Here is an 18,171-nt window from a genome sequence, read left to right as displayed (position 1 = left end):
TGTTTGGTAAGGGCTAAGACGGGTTTTGAGCCATCAACACCAGCCTGTTCTGTAGCCCGGCGGCCAGCGCCTGGGCGGTGTCGGGTGTGATGCGCGCTGCGTCATAGCCAATGTTCAGGATCAGCTGGCCCTGGTAACAACTGGCGGCGGTGAACAGCGTCTGGTACGGCATCGGGCACAGCGCAAACGAGATGGCTTGCACCGCCGGGTCATCTGCCACCGCTTCGACCACCCCGATGTTGCTGACCATGGTGTTGGGAAGTGAGGCCATGCTTTTTTTGCGAAAACTCTCCAATGCCTGCGGCGGCAGCGGCGAGCCGTCCAGCCCATACAGGTGGTAGAGCAGGTGGCCTTCACCCCGCGCGATTTGTTTGCGAGTCTGGGCCACGATCTCACGCGCCAGCGCCCAGGCCTGTGTGTCTGGCCCGGTCAAAAAGCTGCCCGAGATCAGCGATGTGAAAAAGCCCGTGGGTGAGGTGGCAGGTGTGCCCTCCAGGTGCGGGCGCAAGTCCACCGGGCAACATAAAAAAGACGCCACCGGCTCAGCGGTGGGCTGCAGCTGCCACTGCGCCAGCAACTGGGTGGCACACAAGGCGCCATGCACGGTGCAGCCTTGGGCGCGTGCCTGTTCGATCAGGTGGGAGGTGGTGGCGGTATCGAGCAACACACGCATCAGCCGGGGCTCGCGGTGCTTGGCCTCTGCAGCCAGCCAGGGAATGCTTGGCAGCAGGCCATGGCGGCGGTAGTCGGCCACCAGGGTGTTGCGCAATTGTTTGGCGGCGTCGGGCTGTTCGGCCCAGCGGTAGGGCGCGGGCATCAGCTCGGCCATGGGGGGCAGGTGTGTAGCACCGGTATCTGCCTCTGGGGTTGTGTCCTGGACCATCAGGCTGAGCATTCGGCGCAGGATGGCGGTGCCAGAGCGGCCATCGGCCACCGAGTGGTGAAAAGTCAGCGCCAGCACACAGGCGTTCGTGGCAGGCAGTGCGATGTAGTGGCAGCGCATCAGCGGTGCGCTGTCTGGTGCAAAGGTGTGTGAGAGTTCCTGCTCGATCAGGCGCTGCCAGTGTTGGCCCCTGGCCCTGTGGCACACCAAATCAATCTTTTGGCCGGGCTCCGGCTCAAAACGCAGGCCGTTGGCCTCTGTCCAGCTGATGCGGGTTTGCAGCAGCGCGTGTTCGTGTTGCACGGTGTCGAGTGCGCGGTGGATCGCCGCAGGTGCCAGGGTGCCGCTGCGCTCGGCCAACACGACAAAGTTCATACACGAGAGCTGGTCAGACAGGAAAAAGAACGCTTCACCGGGGTCGAGGGCGCGCGAGATCACGGTTCATGCTCCTGTCTGAGTGGGTTGGGCAACGGGGTGGCATAGGCTTGCAGGGCGCTGCTTAGCGGGGCATGTTAGCTGGTCAGTGGGTGGCTTGGCTGACGTTTTCCTGTTTTGCAAAAAAATAGCCTCTAGCCCTTATGAATCAAGGGCTGATAGCTATCGAAAAAGATATGTTTACCTGTGGAATCGCAGACTGTGGGTGGCAGTGGGCGGGGTATTGGGGCCCACCTCATACGCGCTGCGCTTTGCGAAATCGGTGGTCCCCAACACCCCACCCACTGCAAGATGCGTCACAAGTTCGCCCGCATCTAACCTCCGGGCTCCAGAAGGCCTCGATTGCTGACATCGTCTCAGGCGGTGTGGGCCAAAGCGGTGGGCCGATTTCGCAAAGCGCAGCGCGTATGAGGCCTGCCGCTTTGGCCCACATGGCCCCCCAACGCGCCAGGACATCCGTGGATGTGTCGGCTGTTTAGCCCCGACGCAAGTCCAGCGTGAACGGAAACTCACGGCTGCCGGGCTGGTTGATGGTGGCGGCGGGCACCTGCACAACCCCCGGCGTGTGGCCCATGGCGGTGAAGCGTGACAGGCGTCGGCTTTCTGCCTCGTTGGCGTTGACCGGCAGGCTCTGGTAACTCAGGCCACCCGGGTGCGCCACATGGTATTGGCAACCACCGAGTGAGCGTTTTATCCAGGTGTCGATAACGTCAAACACCAGCGGCGCGTGCACACCAATGCTCGGGTGCAGGCTGCTTGGCGGGTTCCAGGCCTTGTAACGCACACCGCCGACATATTCCCCTTGCACACCGGTCGGTTGTAAGGCCATCGCGCGGCCGTTGCAGGTGACCACATAACGGCTCTCGTTGAGGCCAGTAACCCGCACTTCAATACGTTCCAGCGACGAATCGACATAACGTGCGGTGCCGCCCGGTGCACCTTCTTCCCCCATCACATGCCAGGGCTCCAGCGCGTTGCGCAGCGTGAGCTGGATGCCTGCGGTGCAGATCGAGCCGATCAGCGGGAAGCGGAACTCCACATGCGGCGCAAACCAACTGTCGTCAAAGGCGTAACCGGCCTCGCGCATTTCGCTCATCACGTCCAGGAAATCCATCTCGATGAACTTGGGCAACATGAAGCGGTCGTGCAACTCGGTGCCCCAGCGGGTGGCCGGGGCTTTGTACGGTGTTTTCCAGAAACGAGCGATCAAGGCGCGCAACAGCAGCTGCTGCACACTGCTCATGTGTGGGTGCGGCGGCATCTCAAACGCGCGCAGCTCCAGCAGGCCCAGGCGGCCGGTGGCCGAGTCGGGCGAGTACATCTTGTCGATCGAGATCTCGCTGCGGTGGGTGTTGCCGGTGGCGTCGATCAGGATGTTGCGCAGCGTGCGGTCAATCAGCCAGGGCGGCATCGACTGGCCGTGGATCTCGCGGTTTTTGTAGATTTGTTCGATGGCAATCTCCAGCTCGTAGAGCTGGTCGTTGCGAGCCTCGTCCACACGCGGTGCCTGGCTGGTGGGCCCGACAAACATGCCGCTGAACAGGTAGCTCAGACTCGGGTGGTTGTGCCAGTACAGCAGCAGGCTGGCCAACAACTCGGGTTTGCGCAAAAACGGGCTGTCGGCCGGTGTGGCGCCACCCATCACAAAGTGGTTGCCACCACCGGTGCCGGTGTGGCGGCCATCGGTCATGAACTTCTCTGCGCTCAGGCGCGACTCAAACGCTGCGTTGTAGAGGAATTCGGTGTTGTAGACCAGCTCTTTCCAGCTGTTGGCTGGGTGGATGTTGACCTCGATCACACCGGGGTCGGGGGTGACGCTGAGCAGTTTGAGGCGTGGGTCGCGCGGTGGTGGGTAACCCTCGATGACGATCTGTACACCCAGCTCTAGCGCGGTGGCTTCCACAGCGGCCAACAGGTCCAGGTAGTGTTCCAGCCGCTCCAGCGGCGGCATGAAGATGTAGAGCACGCTAGAGGCCGTGCCCACCGCCTCGGCTTTGGGGCCATTGGCGCGGCGCGGATCGCGTACTTCCACACACAGCGCGGTGCGGGTGATCCAGTGGGCGGATTCCTGACGATCCGGCACACGGGCAAAGTTGGCGGGCTCGGGCTGGAAGTTGCTTTGCGCGTGGCTGGCAGTGCTGCTGGCCGGGCCGGTGGGGCTTTGCATCAGGCGGCTGGCCTCCGACTGCGGGCCGGTGCCGGCCAGATAAGCGGCAGCCGCGCTGGTGTTGCCGGTCATGGCCGAAGCCACCGCGGCAGCGGCACGGCGCGCCGCACCAAGTGCCAGACCGGCCTTGCCTGGGGCGTGGCTGCTGGCCCCATCGGGCGCGCCAGGGCTCACGCTGCTGCGTGCGGTGGCAGTGTCAGACGCCGCATTGGCGTAACGCGCAGCCACGCTGGCATGTAATGGCAGCTCACCACGCAAGGTGGACGGGTCCTGCTCGATCAGGTACGGGAAGTCGGCCTCGCTGACCCAGGGCAGGGAGTCCAGCGGCAGGCGCAGGCCCATGGGTGAGTCGCCCGGCATCAGGTACATGCGTTCATCACGCAAGAACCACGGGCCGGTGGTCCAGGCCGCGCCATAGGTGTCGTCATAACCCGCCACCTTGATCGGCAGCACATAACCGACAGGGGTGTCGAGTTTTTGGGTGAACACGCGGCGCAGGCGGGCACGTTCCATCTCGTCGTCCAACTTTGAATTGAACGGGTCCACATTGACCGGCAGGCGGCGTTCGCGCCACAGGTAGTACCAGCTGTCTTCATACGCGGTCTGGGCAAACTTGTCGGTGATGCCCAGTTTGGCCGCCAGCGTGTGGGTAAAGCGTTGCGCGTCCTGGCTGGTGTAGTGGGTGGGCACGCGTTCGTCGGCAAACAGGGCGGGGTTGGCCCAGACGGGCTGGCCGTCCGCGCGCCAGTAGATGCTCAAGGCCCAGCGCGGCAGTTGTTCACCGGGGTACCACTTGCCCTGGCCGTAGTGCAAAAAGCCGCCTTCGCCGTATTCCTTGCGCAACTTGTGCACCAATTCGGTGGCGAAGCCGCGCTTGGTCGGGCCCAGCGCGTCGGTATTCCATTCCGGTGCGTCACGGTCACTGACCGCCACAAAGGTCGGCTCACCGCCCATGGTCAGCCGCACGTCGCTGGTCTGCAGATCGGCGTCCACCGCGTGGCCCAAGGCCATGATGTTGTCCCATTGTTCCTCGGTGTAGGGTTTGGTGACACGCGGTGATTCGTAAATGCGCGTCACCTGCATGTGGTGGGCAAAGGTCACTTCGGACTCATCCACGCCACCTTCGATCGGTGCGGCACCGGACGGCTGCGGTGTGCAAGCCAGCGGAATGTGGCCTTCACCGGCCAGCAGGCCAGAGGTGGCATCGAGCCCGACCCAACCCGCGCCAGGTAAATACACCTCACACCAGGCGTGTAAGTCGGTGAAATCGACCTCGGTGCCGCTTGGGCCGTCGAGCGATTTGACGTCGGGTTTGAGCTGGATCAGGTAACCCGAGACAAAGCGTGCGGCCAAACCACAATTGCGCAGCAGCTGCACCATCAGCCAAGCCGAGTCACGGCACGAGCCGGAACCCAGCGTGAGGGTTTCTTCGGGCGTTTGCACCCCCGGCTCCATACGAATGGTGTAGTTGACGGCGTGTTGCACCGACTGGTTCAGGTCCACCAGAAACAACACGCTGCGGCGTTTGGTGCGGTCGATTTTGTCGAGGTAAGCCTGCACCAGCGGCGTCATCGGGTCAGGTGTCAGGTAGGGCGCCAGTTCCTCTTTGAGATCCGGTTTGTAGCTGAACGGGAACTCTTCGGCCTCGGGCTCCAGGAAGAAGTCAAACGGGTTGTAGACCGCCATGTCCATGACCACATCAACGGTGACCTTGAACTCTTTGGTCTTGTCCGGAAACACCAAGCGCGCCTGGTAGTTGGCGAACGGGTCTTGCTGCCAGTTGATGAAATGGCCTTCGGGCTCGATCTTGAGCGAGTACGAGATGATCTTGCTGCGGCAATGCGGTGCAGGGCGCAGGCGGACCACCTGGGGCCCCAGGGCGACCAGCCGGTCATACGAGTAGTGGGTAACGTGGTTCAGCGCGGCGTGGATGGACATGCGTGGGTCTCAAGTTGGCTGAGGAATCGGGCAGCGATCAGGCGCGGCAATGGGTGCGTTCATACCGCGTTGAACAAGCAATCTTGGTGCCAGACGCGGTGTGCGCTCGGGCCGATCTTCCCATGAATAACCTACGCAACCATGACAGGGGTGATGGTGGCCTGCATCTGTTCACCGGCAGGTTGAGCGGATCTTTGGCGCCACCTACAGAAATCTTCAGTACTTGGGTGTAGATCTAAGGTTGGCGCATGGTGCCGTTGTCTCCGCGCCACCGAAAAAAAACCGAACTCTACAAAGGTAAGACCTTTGGGTTTGGCGGCTATAGTGAACGCGCTCGCGGAGTTGGTCAAGCAACCGAACAGAGTGCAAAACGGGAGAGGCGACTTTGGCAAAATCAATTTGTTTGTACATAAATACAGTATTGTTTTGTAAGTCTATGAAAAAAATAGATGTTTTTCAGAAGTTGAAACATGCTATCTGACTGGCTACCTTGTTATCCCGCAAAACTCCGGGATACAACAAAGTTGGGCTTTAGATGAACTCCCCCCAAGTCCTGACAGCTCTTGAGATTGCAGAGCACCAACTTTTACGTGCACTTCAGATGTGGTCTGAAGAGGATTACATCAGTTGCATCACACTCGCGGGGGCTGCTGAAGAGATCCTCGGGAAAAGAATGCGCAAGCTAGGACTCGAGCCATCCTTTGACAATCTCAAAAGTACGATTGTTCTTCTTGCTCGACACTGTGGCGACACTTCGGAAAACATCGATAAGCTCGTCGCCGAAATGATGAACCAGACTCGAAACGAACTAAAGCACTATGCGGGCGATGAGGCTATTGAGTTTGACTTCAAGTCAGATGCGGAGGAGTTGCTTGAGCGCGCAGTCTCCAACTACACAAGCCTAACCGGCAATTTTCCAGATCAAGTGATGAACTTTTGGTCAACTACCTTCCATCAAAGACGGAAGTTCCAGGGCGGTGTTTAGCTTTTGTGGCCCCAATCGGCAGCGCTTGCGTGACATTCGCTGGCGCTCGAACCAATTCCAGTCATGTTCAACTCAAACAACTGTTCATCAACCACCCGCCTAACCAGCACGTTGAACGCGGACGCCAACCACGGGCATACCTACGGCCTTTTCATGCCCGCTGTTGGTACCCTTCGCCCCTTCGGGGCTCCGGCGCCGGTTAACTTGTGAAAGCTAGCCCTTTTGCACTCAAGGAGTGACATGTCTGCACAGGAATTTTGGGGACCCTTCGAAGAACAGATCACGTCCTTCGAAGGCCTTGTCGAGATCATTGAGCGCACGATGGAAAAAGCTGTCGCTCATGGAATTCAGTTTGCGTGGCGAGGACAGGTAGATGCATCCTGGGCGCTGCACAGTTCTCTATATCGGCGTATCTGCCTCACTAATGCTGCAACAGCAAAAGAGGGCGATTTGTTCAAGCAAGAGTCCCAAATTCTGACCGAACTCCACCGCTGGGGCCTTCACAACCCACCATTGCATGGGCGGCTATCAGTGCTGCACCAATTGGCTATGCTGCAGCACTACGGAGCACCTACCAGACTCATAGATATAACCTTCAATGCTTGGGTTGCTGTGTGGTTTGCCGTAGAAAAGAAGTGGAGCAATGGCCAGGTTGTTCATGAAGACAAAGATGCGCGCCTATTTGCCATCGATGTCACGGACAGACTCATAAATGAAAACCAAGCTTATCGAGGTTGGGAGGATGAACTTAGTCGTCCGTGGAAGCCTGATGTCTTCGATTTCCGAGAATGGACTACATCATTTTTTGCGTGGAAGCCGCCAGCAATAGATGCTCGGATCTTTGCGCAAAATGGGGGGTTCTTGCTTGGTGGAGTTCCTGCATCTCTCCGCCCCAATGGGAATAGATTTCAATTTCCGAAATCACCTCAAAATCAGGACGGATGGTGGGGAATTGAGGATGGGCGCAAAGCATGCTGCCTCGCAGTTCGACCGCATGCGTTCGATCCCTTGCACGGCGGAGTACAAACTGGCGCCCTGTACACATTCCGTATTGGCGCTGAAGCAAAGGCGCCGATTCGAGATAGGCTAGAAAAAATGTTTGGCTATAAGCATTCAACCATCTACCCGGACTACACAGGATTTTCCAGTTTCGGAACACCACACTTAAAAAGCTATTAACCTTCGCAGCAAAGCGTAAATGCTCCGTGCCTATGCGCGCCAGCCCAACTTCGTTTAAGTGGCAAATGATGCTCCGCATCAATTCCCCTTAACTCTGGCGTCAAGACTGCAATTCATGTGATTGCTTCGGAGCAAAGCGGCTGTCAGCTTCCAGCCTGTTACAGCCGGTTAGACACACTGTCCCATGGGTCAGATACTTAGTTGAGGTATCACTGCACATTCGGCATGGTTGACATGCTGCATATTGCATAGCTTTATGCCCAGATAGGACCTGAGCTAGAGACATGTTTTGTTCAGACCAGCCATGACACTCTGACTGGCCCGAGGGCTGCGCCACCCAGCGAGTTCACCAGGCGGCACGGCAAGTCGTGTTGCCCTTGCCGCGTGCTTGTCACCCATTCACCAGCACCGCCCCCGCAGTGCGGTGGGTGGCGGTGTCCACCAGCACCAGGGAACCCAGCACACGCGACTGGGCAAACGGCAGGGCGGCTAGTGGCTCTTGCAGCAGCAGCTCGATGTGGCCGATGCTGTTGGCGGGTAGGGTGTCGGCGTTTTCTTCGGCCAGGGTGTTGATGTCCAGGCGGTGCACCACGCGTTTGACACGCGCCTTGACCCAGCGGTGGCCGTGCAACGCCCAGTAGACGCGGCCCGCGACCAGCGGTTCGTCGTCCATCCAGGCCACGGTGGCGCTGATTTCGCGGCTGGGTGGCAGGCTGGTGGCAACGGGTGTGTCACCAAAGTCGTCATCAGAAACAATAGCGGCAGGTGCAGGTGGGACGAGGGCTAGCAGCCAATCGCCGCGTGACACGTCCACTTCGCGGTCAAGCACCACACCGGCGCTGTGGCCAGCCTGGACGGTGCCGGGCTTGCGTGTGGTGCCGAGCACCTGCGCTACCGTGGCGGTCTGGCCGCTGGGCAGCACTTTGACCTGCTGGCCAATTTGGGCCACACCGTTGGCAACCCGGCCCCAGAAAATGCGGCGGCCTTGGGAGGTGTCGGACGAGCTGCTGAACTTTTCGACCCACTGCACCGGGAAGGCAAAGGGCAGCGCGGTGTCGGCGGGTGTCACCGGCAGCAGTTCCAGAATGTCGAGCAGGCTGGGGCCGGTGTAGCCGCACCAGCCGTCTGCGGCGTCCACCACGTTGTGGCCTTTGAGGGCGGAAATCGGCACGATGGTGGTCACTTCAATGCCAGCAGCCTGCGCAAACTTTTCCAGTGCGCCGCGAATGTGGGTGAACGCCAGCGTGGCCTGGCCGGCGGTTTCGGGCTTGGCTGCGTCTTCGAGGGCGTCGAGTTTGTTGACGGCAAAAACGATACTGGGCACACGCAGCAGTTGGCACAGCAGGCTGTGGCGGCGGGTTTGTGGCAGCAGGTTCAGGGCTGGGTCTTGCCACTGGAGTTTGGTGGCGTCAACCAGCACCACGGCGGCGTCGGCGCTGCTGGCGGCGGTGACCATGTTGCGGGTGTATTGCTCGTGGCCGGGGGCGTCGCCGATGATGAATTTTCGGTTGGCGGTGTTGAAGTAGCGGTAGGCCACGTCGATGGTGATGCCTTGTTCACGCTCCGCACTCAGGCCATCGGTGAACTGCGCCAAGTCGGCCTCGCCGCTTTTGGAGACGTTGGCGAGTTGGTCTTGCAGCACACTTTTGCTGTCGAGCAGCAGGCGGCCAATCAAGGTGCTTTTGCCGTCATCGACGCTGCCGCAGGTGATGAATTTGAGGGCGGATTGTTGGTCAAATGGGCCTGTAGCCCTGGTATCTTCTGGGCTGGTAGCTACTGAGTTTGTAGTGTTCATGTTCGTTTCCGTGGTGTGGGTGACGGATGGTTTATCTACTTGAAATTTGGCTGAGGCTTTGACCCGCGGCGCGCATGGGGTATCCGACTCCGCGGATGTCCCCCGGCCCTTTGGGCCTCCTCCTTAATTCCGCTGCGTCAGATACCCCACGCACGCCGCTAGGCGTTGCTGGAGTTTGAATGGGCGTCGGATTCGTGGTCATTTCATCGTTGGCGCTAGGCGGGGTGATTGGGGTATGTGACCGGGCTTTGGGGTGAAAGGCGCGCGTCCGCGGTGGTGGTGTGCTGCATCGTCTGTTTCGCGTGTGTTTTCACCCCAAAACCGCATGCACATGCCCCAGTCGCCGCGCCGGGTAGAACCCCCAAAGCCATGGTCATCAGAAGTAACCGTCCTTCTTACGCTTTTCCATCGACGCCTCAGACGTTTTGTCGTCCATGCGTGTCGCGCCGCGTTCACTCACGTCGGCGGCCAGGGTTTCGAGCACGATCTGCTCGGGTGTGGCGGCCAGGCTCTCCACCGGGCAGGTGCAGGTGATGTCACCCACGGTGCGAAAGCGCACATCGCGCAGCTCGGCCACTTCGCCGGGTTTCAAGGGCGTGAGTTCGGTCACTGGCACCAACAGGCCTTTGCGTTCGACCACTTCACGCTTGTGGGTGTAGTAGAGCGAGGGCAGGGCGATCTGTTCGCGTTCGATGTACTGCCACACATCCAGCTCGGTCCAGTTGCTGATCGGGAACACGCGGAAGTGTTCGCCGGGTTGCAACTTGGTGTTGAACAGCGTCCACAACTCGGGGCGCTGGTCTTTGGGTTGCCATTGGCCAAAGCTGTCGCGGTGGCTGAAGATGCGTTCTTTGGCGCGGGCTTTTTCCTCGTCGCGACGGGCGCCGCCAATGAGTGCGTCAAAGCGGAACTCTTCAATGGCTTCGAGCAGCGTGACCGACTGGTGCACGTTGCGGCTCTCGCCTGGGTGCGCCAGGCGCACGGTGCCGCGTGCCATCGAGTCCTCGACACTGCGCACGATCAGGTCGGCGCCGAGTTCCTTGGCGCGAAAGTCGCGGAAATCGGTGACTTCATGGAAGTTGTGGCCGGTGTCGATCATCAGCAGCGGGTAGGGAATCTTGCCGCCGGTGGCCGGGGTGCCAAAGGCTTTTTCGGCGCACTTGAGCATCACCAGCGAGTCTTTACCGCCCGAGAACAGCAGCGTGGGGCGCTCGAAGGCGGCGGCCACTTCGCGCAGGACAAAAATGGTCTCTTCTTCCAGCGCGTCCAGGTGGGCGTTGCTCAGGTGGTCGGGGCGGTGGTGTGTCGTCATGGCTTGCAATTGTTCGGGTGGGGTGCGGTTGTTCATGCGGCGGCCTTGTCTTTGACGTGTAAGCCGCATTCCTTGGCAGTTTCATCCTCCCACCACCAGCGTCCGGCGCGGAAGTCTTCACCCAGGCTGATGGCACGGGTGCAGGGTGCGCAGCCGATGCTGGGGTAAAACTGGTCGTGCAAGGGGTTGTAGTCGACCTGGTTCTGGGCGATGTAGAACCAGACGTCGCCCCAGGTCCAGTTGGCCAGCGGGTTGAGTTTGGTGATCTTGGCATCGCTGTTGTCGACGAGCGGCACCTCGGCGCGGGCGCCGGACTGTTCGCGGCGCAGGCCTGTGATCCAGGCAGCTTTGCCGGCTAGCGCACGGCCCAGCGGCTCCATCTTGCGGATGTGGCAGCAGGCTTTGCGCAATTCGATGCTTTTGTACATCGCGTCTTTGCCTTCACGATCCACAAACTGCACCACCGACTCGTTCACAGGTGTCAACACTTCCACCGGTGCACGCGATGTGGCCTTGAGGCGGTCCAGCAAAGCCAGGGTTTCGGGGTGCAACTGGCCGGTTTCCAGCACAAAAATGCCGATGTTCAGCTGCAACTGGTTGATCAGATGCGCCAGCACCATGTCTTCAGCGCCCAGGCTGCAGGCCAGGGTGATGCGGGGTGCGCCACCGGGGGCGCTGGCCGCGTGGTCGCGTGCTGCCTGTTGCAGCAGGGCCGTGGTCTCGGCCAGTTTGTCGGCGTAGGTGCTGGAGGCGCGGGCGTTGAGGTCGATGGCGCTCATGCTGCGGCTCCGCTGGCGGTGAAATGCGGCTGCGGGTGGGCCGCGTCACCTTGGTAAAAGTCGGCAAACAGGGCCAGCGCGCGTTCGGCGGCGGCCATGCTTTGGTCGGCACGCAACACCGCAGCATCAAAGCCGCTGCGCTGCATCAGCTGCAATTGGTCCACCAACACATCGCCCGTGGCGCGCAACTCACCTTTGAAACCGAGCCGACGGCGCAACAAAAACGCCTGGCTGTAGGCCCGGCCATCGGTGAACTTGGGGAAGTGCAGGTCGATGCGCTCAACACCGTCCAAGCTGACCTCGGCCGGGTTGGCGTCGTTCGCCAGTTGTAAGACATTCTGGCCTGTAGCCCTTGCCTGGTCTGCGTCAGCAGCTATCAATTTAATGGATTTGTTCATGGCGTGTGGGAGCAGCTGCTCAGTCGGTCAAGGCGTCGGCGCTGTTGAGGTGCACGTTAAGCACCTGGCCGGCGTCGCGGGTTTCGTGGCGGGCGGCATTGGCGGCCAGCTTGAAGGGGTCGAGCCCGAGGCGGCGCACGCAGCTGATGAAGCTCTCACCAGGGGTGCGTGTCGTGCGGTAGGTGTCGAGCAGGGCCTCGACCACATCAGCCACCTCACTGGCGGCAAACGAGGGGCCAATCACCTTGCCCGGTGTGGCTGTGCCACTCAGCGTGCTGCCGTCCGCACCGCCCAGTGACACCTGGTACCACTCGCGGCCGTCTTTGTCGACACCCAGCACACCAATGTGGCCGCTGTGGTGGTGGCCACAGGAGTTGATGCAACCGCTGATGTGCAGGTCGATCTCGCCCAGGTCAAACAATTCGTCAAGGTCCTGGAAGCGTTCGGTGATGGCCTCGGCAATTGGGATGGAGCGGGCATTGGCCAGGGCGCAGAAGTCACCACCCGGGCAGGCAATGATGTCGGTCAGCAGGCCGATGTTGGGGCGTGCCAGACCCAGCGCACGTGCGGCTTGCCACAGCGCGGGCAGGTCGCTGGCACGCACCCAGGGCAAGAGCAGGTTTTGCTCGTGGCTGACACGCACCTCACCGGCGCTGAAACGGTCGGCCAGATCGGCGGCAGCATCCAATTGGTCGGCCGAGGCATCGCCCGGGGCCAGGCCCAGGCGTTTGAACGACAAGGTCACCGCGCGCAAGGCCGGGTTTTTGTGAGCCTTGACGTTTTGTTGTAACCAGCGCTGGTATTCGGCCTGTTCTTTGGGCGACAGCGTGGCAAGACTCGCGTCGGCGGCAGCGCTTGTGTCGTCGAGCGTGATGCTTGGCGCCTTGAAGCAAGCGGTGACGCGGTCGAGCTCGGCCTGCGGGATGGCGTGTTGGCCACCGTCGTGCGCCAGGATGGCCTGGTACTCGGCTTCGACCTCGTCAAAATAACGCTGGCCTTCGGCCTTGACCAGAATCTTGATGCGGGCCTTGTACAGGTTGTCGCGGCGGCCAAAACGGTTGTAGACGCGCACCACGGCTTCGAGGAAGTTGAGAATTTGGTTCCACGGCACAAACTCGCGGATGGTGCGGCCAATGATCGGTGTGCGGCCCATGCCACCACCCACCAGCACCTTGAAACCGACTTCGCCCTGCTCGTTGTGGATCAGGTGCAGGCCGACGTCATGCCAGGCGGTGGCGGCACGGTCTTCCGCCGCGCCCGAGACGGCGATCTTGAACTTGCGCGGCAGAAAGGCAAATTCGGGGTGCAGCGTGCTCCACTGGCGCATGATTTCGCAGTAGGGGCGCGGGTCGATGTGTTCGTCGGGCGCAATACCGGCCAGCGCGTCGCCGGTGATGTTGCGGATGCAATTGCCACTGGTCTGGATGCCGTGCATGTCCACACTGGCCAGCAGCTCCATCACGTCGGCACTCTTGTCCAATGGAATCCAGTTGAACTGCACGTTTTGCCGTGTGGTGAAGTGGCCATAACCCACCGCCAGGCTGTGGGTGCCGAGTTCGGCCTGTTTGCTCAGCGCGGTGCCCAGCACCTCGGCGCTGGGCTGGTCGTAGTCGCGGGCGATCTTGGCCAGCACACGCAACTGGCGGCTGGCGAGCTCGCCATAAGGCACGGCCACGCGCAGCATCGGTGCGTAGCGTTGCACATACCAGCCGTTTTGCAGGCGCAGCGGGCGAAAGTCCTCGTCTTTGAGTTCCCCTGCAAGGTGGCGTTGCAGCTGGTCGCGGTACTGCGCGGCGCGCTGCTGGACGAATTGGCGGTCAAAGTCGGTGTAGTGGTACATGGTAAGAGTGAAATCCGGCTTGAGCCCTTGTATGGATTGAGCAGTTAGCTATAAAGAAATGAGTAAAAGGGGGTCAGATGGTGATCAGTTTGGCACCGGCATAGGCCAGCAGCAGCGACAACAGGGAGCGGATCAAACGCTCCGGCACCCGCACCATGAAGTGGGAGCCCAGCCAGATACCCGGCAAGGAACCCGCCAGCAGCAGACCGAGCATGCGCCAGTCTACCGAACCCAGCGAGGCGTGCCCCAGCCCGGCCACCAGCGTGAGTGGCACCGCGTAGGCAATGTCAGCGGCCACAATGCGCGACAGTGGCAGCATCGGGTACAGCAGCATCAATACGGTGACCCCAATCGCACCGGCGCCCACCGAGGTGAGCGATACCAGCGTGCCAATCAGCGCACCAAACAGCAACGGCAGGCTCCAGTGGCGGGCGGTGGTGGCCTGGGTTTCCTGCCCGGCGCTGATCTTCTGCGGCGCGGTTTTGCCACGCAGCGCTTTGTAGAGTGTGGCAGCGGCCGTGAGCAGCAGGGCGACACCCAGGGTGGTGGTCATCCAATGCTGCACCTGCGGGTTGGCCGGGCCGATGTTTTTGAGCACCCAGAGGGTGGCCAGCGCCGCCGGGATGCTGCCCGCCGACAGGTGTACCACCACACGCCAGGGCACCAGGCCGGAACGCGCCGTCTTGACTGTGCCGCCCATCTTGGTGAACGCGGCAAACAGCAGGTCGGTGCCCACCGCCATGTAGGGCTTGACACCAAAGGCAAAAATCAGGATCGGCGTCATCAAAGAGCCACCGCCCACCCCGGTCAAACCGACCACGGTGCCTACCAAAAAACCCGCCAAAATAAACGCGATGTCGTGCATAGGCGCGTACTGTACGGGTGAACCGATATGTATCAAACGACATTGTGGTGATGTGCTTATATGGATATGTGTCTAAGCTGGTGTTGGCGAGGTGGTGGTTGGCTTCCCTGGCCATCACCGTACCACGCCAGGCGGCCCACCAACACCTTGCCACTTTGGCAGGACAATCGCGCCCCATTGCTTTGCTACGCGCCTGATTCCATGCCCCACCACCACCGAAATCCCCGCAGTTTGCTGACCCCCACCATGCATGGTGTGCTGGACCGCATGGCCCGCGCCAGCAAGTTGCCCTTGCATGCGCTGAGCCCGGCCCAGGCGCGTCTGGCTTATGAAGTGGGTGCCAACGTGTTGGAGATCAGCCCGGTCAAGCTGCCCCGTGTGGAGAGCTTCACGGTGCCCACGCGTGATGGGTATGAGCTGCCCGTGCGTTTGTACGCGCCCGCTCAGGCTGAAGGCGCGCCGCTGCCGGTGCTGGTGTTTTTTCATGGCGGTGGTTTTGTGGTGGGCAGCATCGCCACCCACGACAGCCTGTGCCGTAGCTTGAGCCATTTGGCGCAGTGTGCGGTGTTGTCGGTGGGGTATCGGCTGGCGCCCGAGTTTCTTTTTCCGGTCGCCTTTGATGACGCCTGGGACGCGGTGCAATGGGTGTTTCAGCAGGGCGCGGAGGTCGGCCTGGACACCTGGCGCATCGCCGTGGGCGGTGACAGTGCCGGTGGCACGCTGGCTGCGGTGTGTGCGCTGCAGGCGCGGGATGCGGGTTTGCCGCTGGCGCTGCAGTTGCTGATTTACCCGGGCTGTTCGGCGCGGCAGGAGATGCCCTCACACAAGACTTTTGGCCAGGGTTTCCTGCTGGAGAAGGCCCATATCGACTACTTTTTCAAACTGTTCCTGCGTAGCGCGGCCGACCGCGACGACTGGCGTTTTGCGCCGCTGCTGGCCGACGATGTGGCGGGTGTGGCGCCAGCCTGGGTGTGTCTGGCCGAATGTGATCCGCTGGTGGATGAGGGCCTGCTCTACGCCGACCGCCTGCGCGCTGCCGGTGTGGCGGTGGACCTGGAGCTGTACCGCGGTGTGGTGCACGAGTTCGTGAAAATGGGTCGCGCCATTCCCGAGGCACGCCAAGCCCATCAAGCGGCCGCACGTGCGCTCAAACAGGTCTTTGGGGCAAGCTAAATCCGGTCGCTGACCGCTTGTTTGGCGCAGGAGGAAGGCCGCAGCGGCACTGAGCAGGCTCAAGCCTCTGCGTCATTTGCGCAACAGTCGCAACCCGTTGCCCACCACCAGCAGGCTGGCACCCACATCGGCAAACACCGCCATCCACATGCTGCCGTTGCCACTCAGCGTCAGCACCAGAAACACCAGCTTGATGCCCAGCGCCAGCACGATGTTCTGCACCAGCAGGTTGTGGGTGTCGCGCGACAGGCGCACAAAACGCGGCAGTTTGCGCAGGTCGTCGTCCATCAGGGCCACGTCGGCGGTCTCGATCGCGGTGCCGGTGCCCGCCGCACCCATGGCAAAACCAATGTCGGCGCGTGCCAGCGCCGGTGCATCGTTGATGCCATCCCCCACCATACCGACCAGACCACCCTGGCCGATCAGTTGTTCAATGGCCTGGCGTTTGTCCTCGGGCAGCAGGTCACCGCGTGCCTCAGTGATGCCAGCTTGCGCCGCAATGGCCCGTGCGGTGTGGGCGTTGTCACCGGTCAGCATCAGGGTTTGGATGCCCAGCGCATGCAACTCGGCAATAGCCTCGCGGCTGCTGTCCTTGAGGCTGTCGGCCACCGCAAACAGGCCATGCACCTGCTGCTCATCGGTGAGCAGGATGACGGTTTTGCCCTGTTCTTCCAGAGCCGACAGCCGGGCCTCCAGCGCGTCAGAGCAGCGCCCCTGTTCGTGGATCAGTCGGTGGTTGCCCAGGTGGTAGAGCTTGCCGTTGATGACACCTTGGGTGCCGCGTCCCGGCAGGGCTTCGAAGTGGCTCACCTCGCGCAGGGCCACACCGTCACGCTGCGCCGCCTCCCACAAGGCGCGTGACACTGGGTGGTCAGAGCGTTGGGCCAGGCTGGCGGCCAGGCTGCGCACATGGGTCTCGTCATACCCGTTGAGCACCACAAAATCGGTCTGTATTGGCTTGCCATGGGTCAGGGTGCCGGTTTTGTCGAGGGCTAGCCAGGTCAGCTTGCGCCCCTGTTCCAGGTACACACCGCCTTTGACCAGGATGCCCTTGCGTGCCGCCGCTGCCAGACCACTGACGATGGTCACCGGGGTGGAGATCACCAGCGCACAGGGGCAGGCGATCACCAGCAAGACCAGCGCCTTGTAGACCCAGTCCAGCCAGTCTGCGCCGGTTAGCAAAGGTGGTAAGACGGCCACCAGCAGTGCCAAGGCAAACACCACCGGGGTGTAAATGCGGGCGAACTGGTCCACAAAACGCTGGGTCGGCGCCCGGGCGCCTTGGGCGGCTTCCACCGCATGGATGATGCGGGCCAAGGTGCTGTCATTGGCGGCGGCGGTCACGCTGTAGTCAAACGAACCCGAGGTGTTGAGCGTGCCGGCAAACACCTCGTCCCCCACCGTTTTGTCTACCGGCAGGCTCTCGCCGGTGATCGGTGCCTGGTTGATGCTGGAGCGCCCGCTGAGGATGCGCCCGTCCAGTGCAATGTGTTCACCGGGTTTGATGCGCACCTGGGCGCCCACGGGCACCGACTTGGCCTCGACCTCCAGCCAGTTGCCGTCAGCTTGCAACACCGTGGCGCGCTCAGGCGTGAGCTGCATTAGGCCACGGATGGCGTGGCGTGCCCGGTCCAGCGACTTGGCTTCGATCAGCTCGGCGAAGGTGAAGAGCACCATCACCATCGCGGCCTCGGGCCACTGGCCAATCAGCAGCGCGCCGGTGACAGCGATGCTCATCAGGGCGTTGATGTTGAGGTTGCCATTGCGCACCGCAATCCAGCCCTTCTTGTACGTGCTGAGACCACTGGCCAACACTGCCACCAGGGCCAGCGTCGCCACCAGCCAGGGGGGTGCGCCTGACCAATGCAGGGCTTCGGAGCCCAAAGCGGCCAAGCCACCCAGGGCCAGCGGCCACCAGGGTTTACTCGGCTCTGGTGCGGGTTCCTCCTGCGCTGTTGCGCTACTGGCCAGATCGGGTGTGAAGCCCAGGGAGCGCACCGCGTCCAGAATGGGTTCGATGGCGGAAGGTGCGTGGGTGACGGTCAAGACACGCTGCATCAGGTTGAAGTCCAGGTGGCTGACCCCGGCGAGTCCACCGAGTTTTTTCTGCAGCAGGGCTTCTTCGGTGGGGCAGTCCATTTGCAGGATACGGATGGGCGTCTGCACCAGTTGGCCATCTGCCAATGTTTGGCTGGCGGCAATCGGTATCAAAGGTGTTTGGCTGGCGTGCGCACCACCACAACAGGCCCCGCCGCTGCCGCATCCATGGTCATTGGATTCGCCATGGTGATGATGTCCTTGATCATGGGTGTGATCGTGACCATGTTTGTGGTTGTGTGAATGGGGTGTGTCCAGCGGCGGCATACAGGCTTTCAAGAGTGTTGTCCTGTATTAGGCAAGCTGAAGTTACTATAGAGTCAAG

The 18,171-nt window shown here is 61.4% G+C and carries 12 protein-coding genes; 3 read left to right on the top strand and 9 right to left on the bottom strand.

Annotated features, from left to right (window positions below; genetic code table 11):
- Positions 1-13 precede the first annotated feature (13 nt).
- Both FDG13_RS16410 and FDG13_RS16405 read right to left on the bottom strand, forming a co-directional pair.
- The gene (locus FDG13_RS16410; RefSeq protein ID WP_180130556.1) at positions 14-1,321 is read right to left on the bottom strand and encodes a condensation domain-containing protein; all 1,308 of its coding nucleotides are present in this window, start codon (positions 1,319-1,321) and stop codon (positions 14-16) included.
- 472 nt (positions 1,322-1,793) lie between these two features.
- Positions 1,794-5,423, bottom strand: coding sequence for a DUF2126 domain-containing protein (locus FDG13_RS16405; RefSeq protein ID WP_180130552.1), 3,630 nt, complete (start codon positions 5,421-5,423; stop codon positions 1,794-1,796).
- Positions 5,424-5,958: 535 nt separating this feature from the next.
- Here FDG13_RS16405 and FDG13_RS16400 point away from each other — a divergent pair.
- Entirely contained in the window at positions 5,959-6,408 is a 450-nt protein-coding gene (locus FDG13_RS16400) for a hypothetical protein (RefSeq protein ID WP_180130395.1), read from the top strand.
- A 240-nt stretch (positions 6,409-6,648) separates the two neighbouring features.
- Complete coding sequence (locus FDG13_RS16395) at positions 6,649-7,587, top strand: FRG domain-containing protein (RefSeq protein WP_180130305.1); 939 nt, start codon at positions 6,649-6,651, stop codon at positions 7,585-7,587.
- 391 nt (positions 7,588-7,978) lie between these two features.
- Here FDG13_RS16395 and FDG13_RS16390 read toward each other — a convergent pair whose 3' ends face one another.
- The 6 genes from FDG13_RS16390 to FDG13_RS16365 form a co-directional block, all read right to left on the bottom strand.
- A complete protein-coding gene (locus FDG13_RS16390; RefSeq protein ID WP_180130302.1) occupies positions 7,979-9,382 on the bottom strand; it encodes a sulfate adenylyltransferase subunit 1 in 1,404 nt (467 codons plus the stop codon).
- 376 nt (positions 9,383-9,758) lie between these two features.
- Positions 9,759-10,730: a sulfate adenylyltransferase subunit CysD gene (gene cysD, locus FDG13_RS16385; RefSeq protein WP_370528240.1), complete on the bottom strand. Its 972-nt coding sequence runs from the start codon at positions 10,728-10,730 to the stop codon at positions 9,759-9,761.
- The gene (locus tag FDG13_RS16380) at positions 10,727-11,473 is read right to left on the bottom strand and encodes a phosphoadenylyl-sulfate reductase (protein WP_180130296.1); all 747 of its coding nucleotides are present in this window, start codon (positions 11,471-11,473) and stop codon (positions 10,727-10,729) included. The genes cysD and FDG13_RS16380 overlap by 4 nt, the downstream gene beginning before the upstream one ends.
- Positions 11,470-11,859, bottom strand: a complete 390-nt coding sequence (locus tag FDG13_RS16375) for a DUF934 domain-containing protein (protein ID WP_180132536.1) — start codon at positions 11,857-11,859, stop codon at positions 11,470-11,472. Before FDG13_RS16375 ends, FDG13_RS16380 begins: the two co-directional genes overlap by 4 nt.
- Positions 11,860-11,890: 31 nt before the next feature.
- Entirely contained in the window at positions 11,891-13,711 is a 1,821-nt protein-coding gene (locus tag FDG13_RS16370; protein WP_180130189.1) for a nitrite/sulfite reductase, read from the bottom strand.
- Positions 13,712-13,784: 73 nt separating this feature from the next.
- Positions 13,785-14,576, bottom strand: coding sequence for a sulfite exporter TauE/SafE family protein (locus FDG13_RS16365; RefSeq protein WP_180130186.1), 792 nt, complete (start codon positions 14,574-14,576; stop codon positions 13,785-13,787).
- 201 nt (positions 14,577-14,777) lie between these two features.
- On the opposite strand from FDG13_RS16365, the gene FDG13_RS16360 reads away from it, so the two are divergent.
- Positions 14,778-15,749 carry an alpha/beta hydrolase gene (locus FDG13_RS16360; RefSeq protein WP_180130183.1) on the top strand — a complete coding sequence of 324 codons (972 nt, stop codon included), beginning with the start codon at positions 14,778-14,780 and terminating at the stop codon, positions 15,747-15,749.
- 72 nt (positions 15,750-15,821) lie between these two features.
- Here the strand turns inward: FDG13_RS16360 and FDG13_RS16355 are convergent, their stop codons facing one another.
- On the bottom strand, positions 15,822-17,888 hold the full coding sequence (locus FDG13_RS16355; RefSeq protein WP_255435353.1) for a heavy metal translocating P-type ATPase: 2,067 nt from the start codon (positions 17,886-17,888) through the stop codon (positions 15,822-15,824).
- Between the last annotated feature and the right edge of the window lie 283 nt (positions 17,889-18,171).

The sequence above is a fragment of the Rhodoferax sp. BLA1 genome (assembly GCF_013416775.1).
Lineage (GTDB): Bacteria > Pseudomonadota > Gammaproteobacteria > Burkholderiales > Burkholderiaceae_C > Rhodoferax.
The sequence above is the reverse complement of the archived record's forward strand: the minus strand, read 5'-3'. Positions and strand labels throughout refer to the sequence as shown.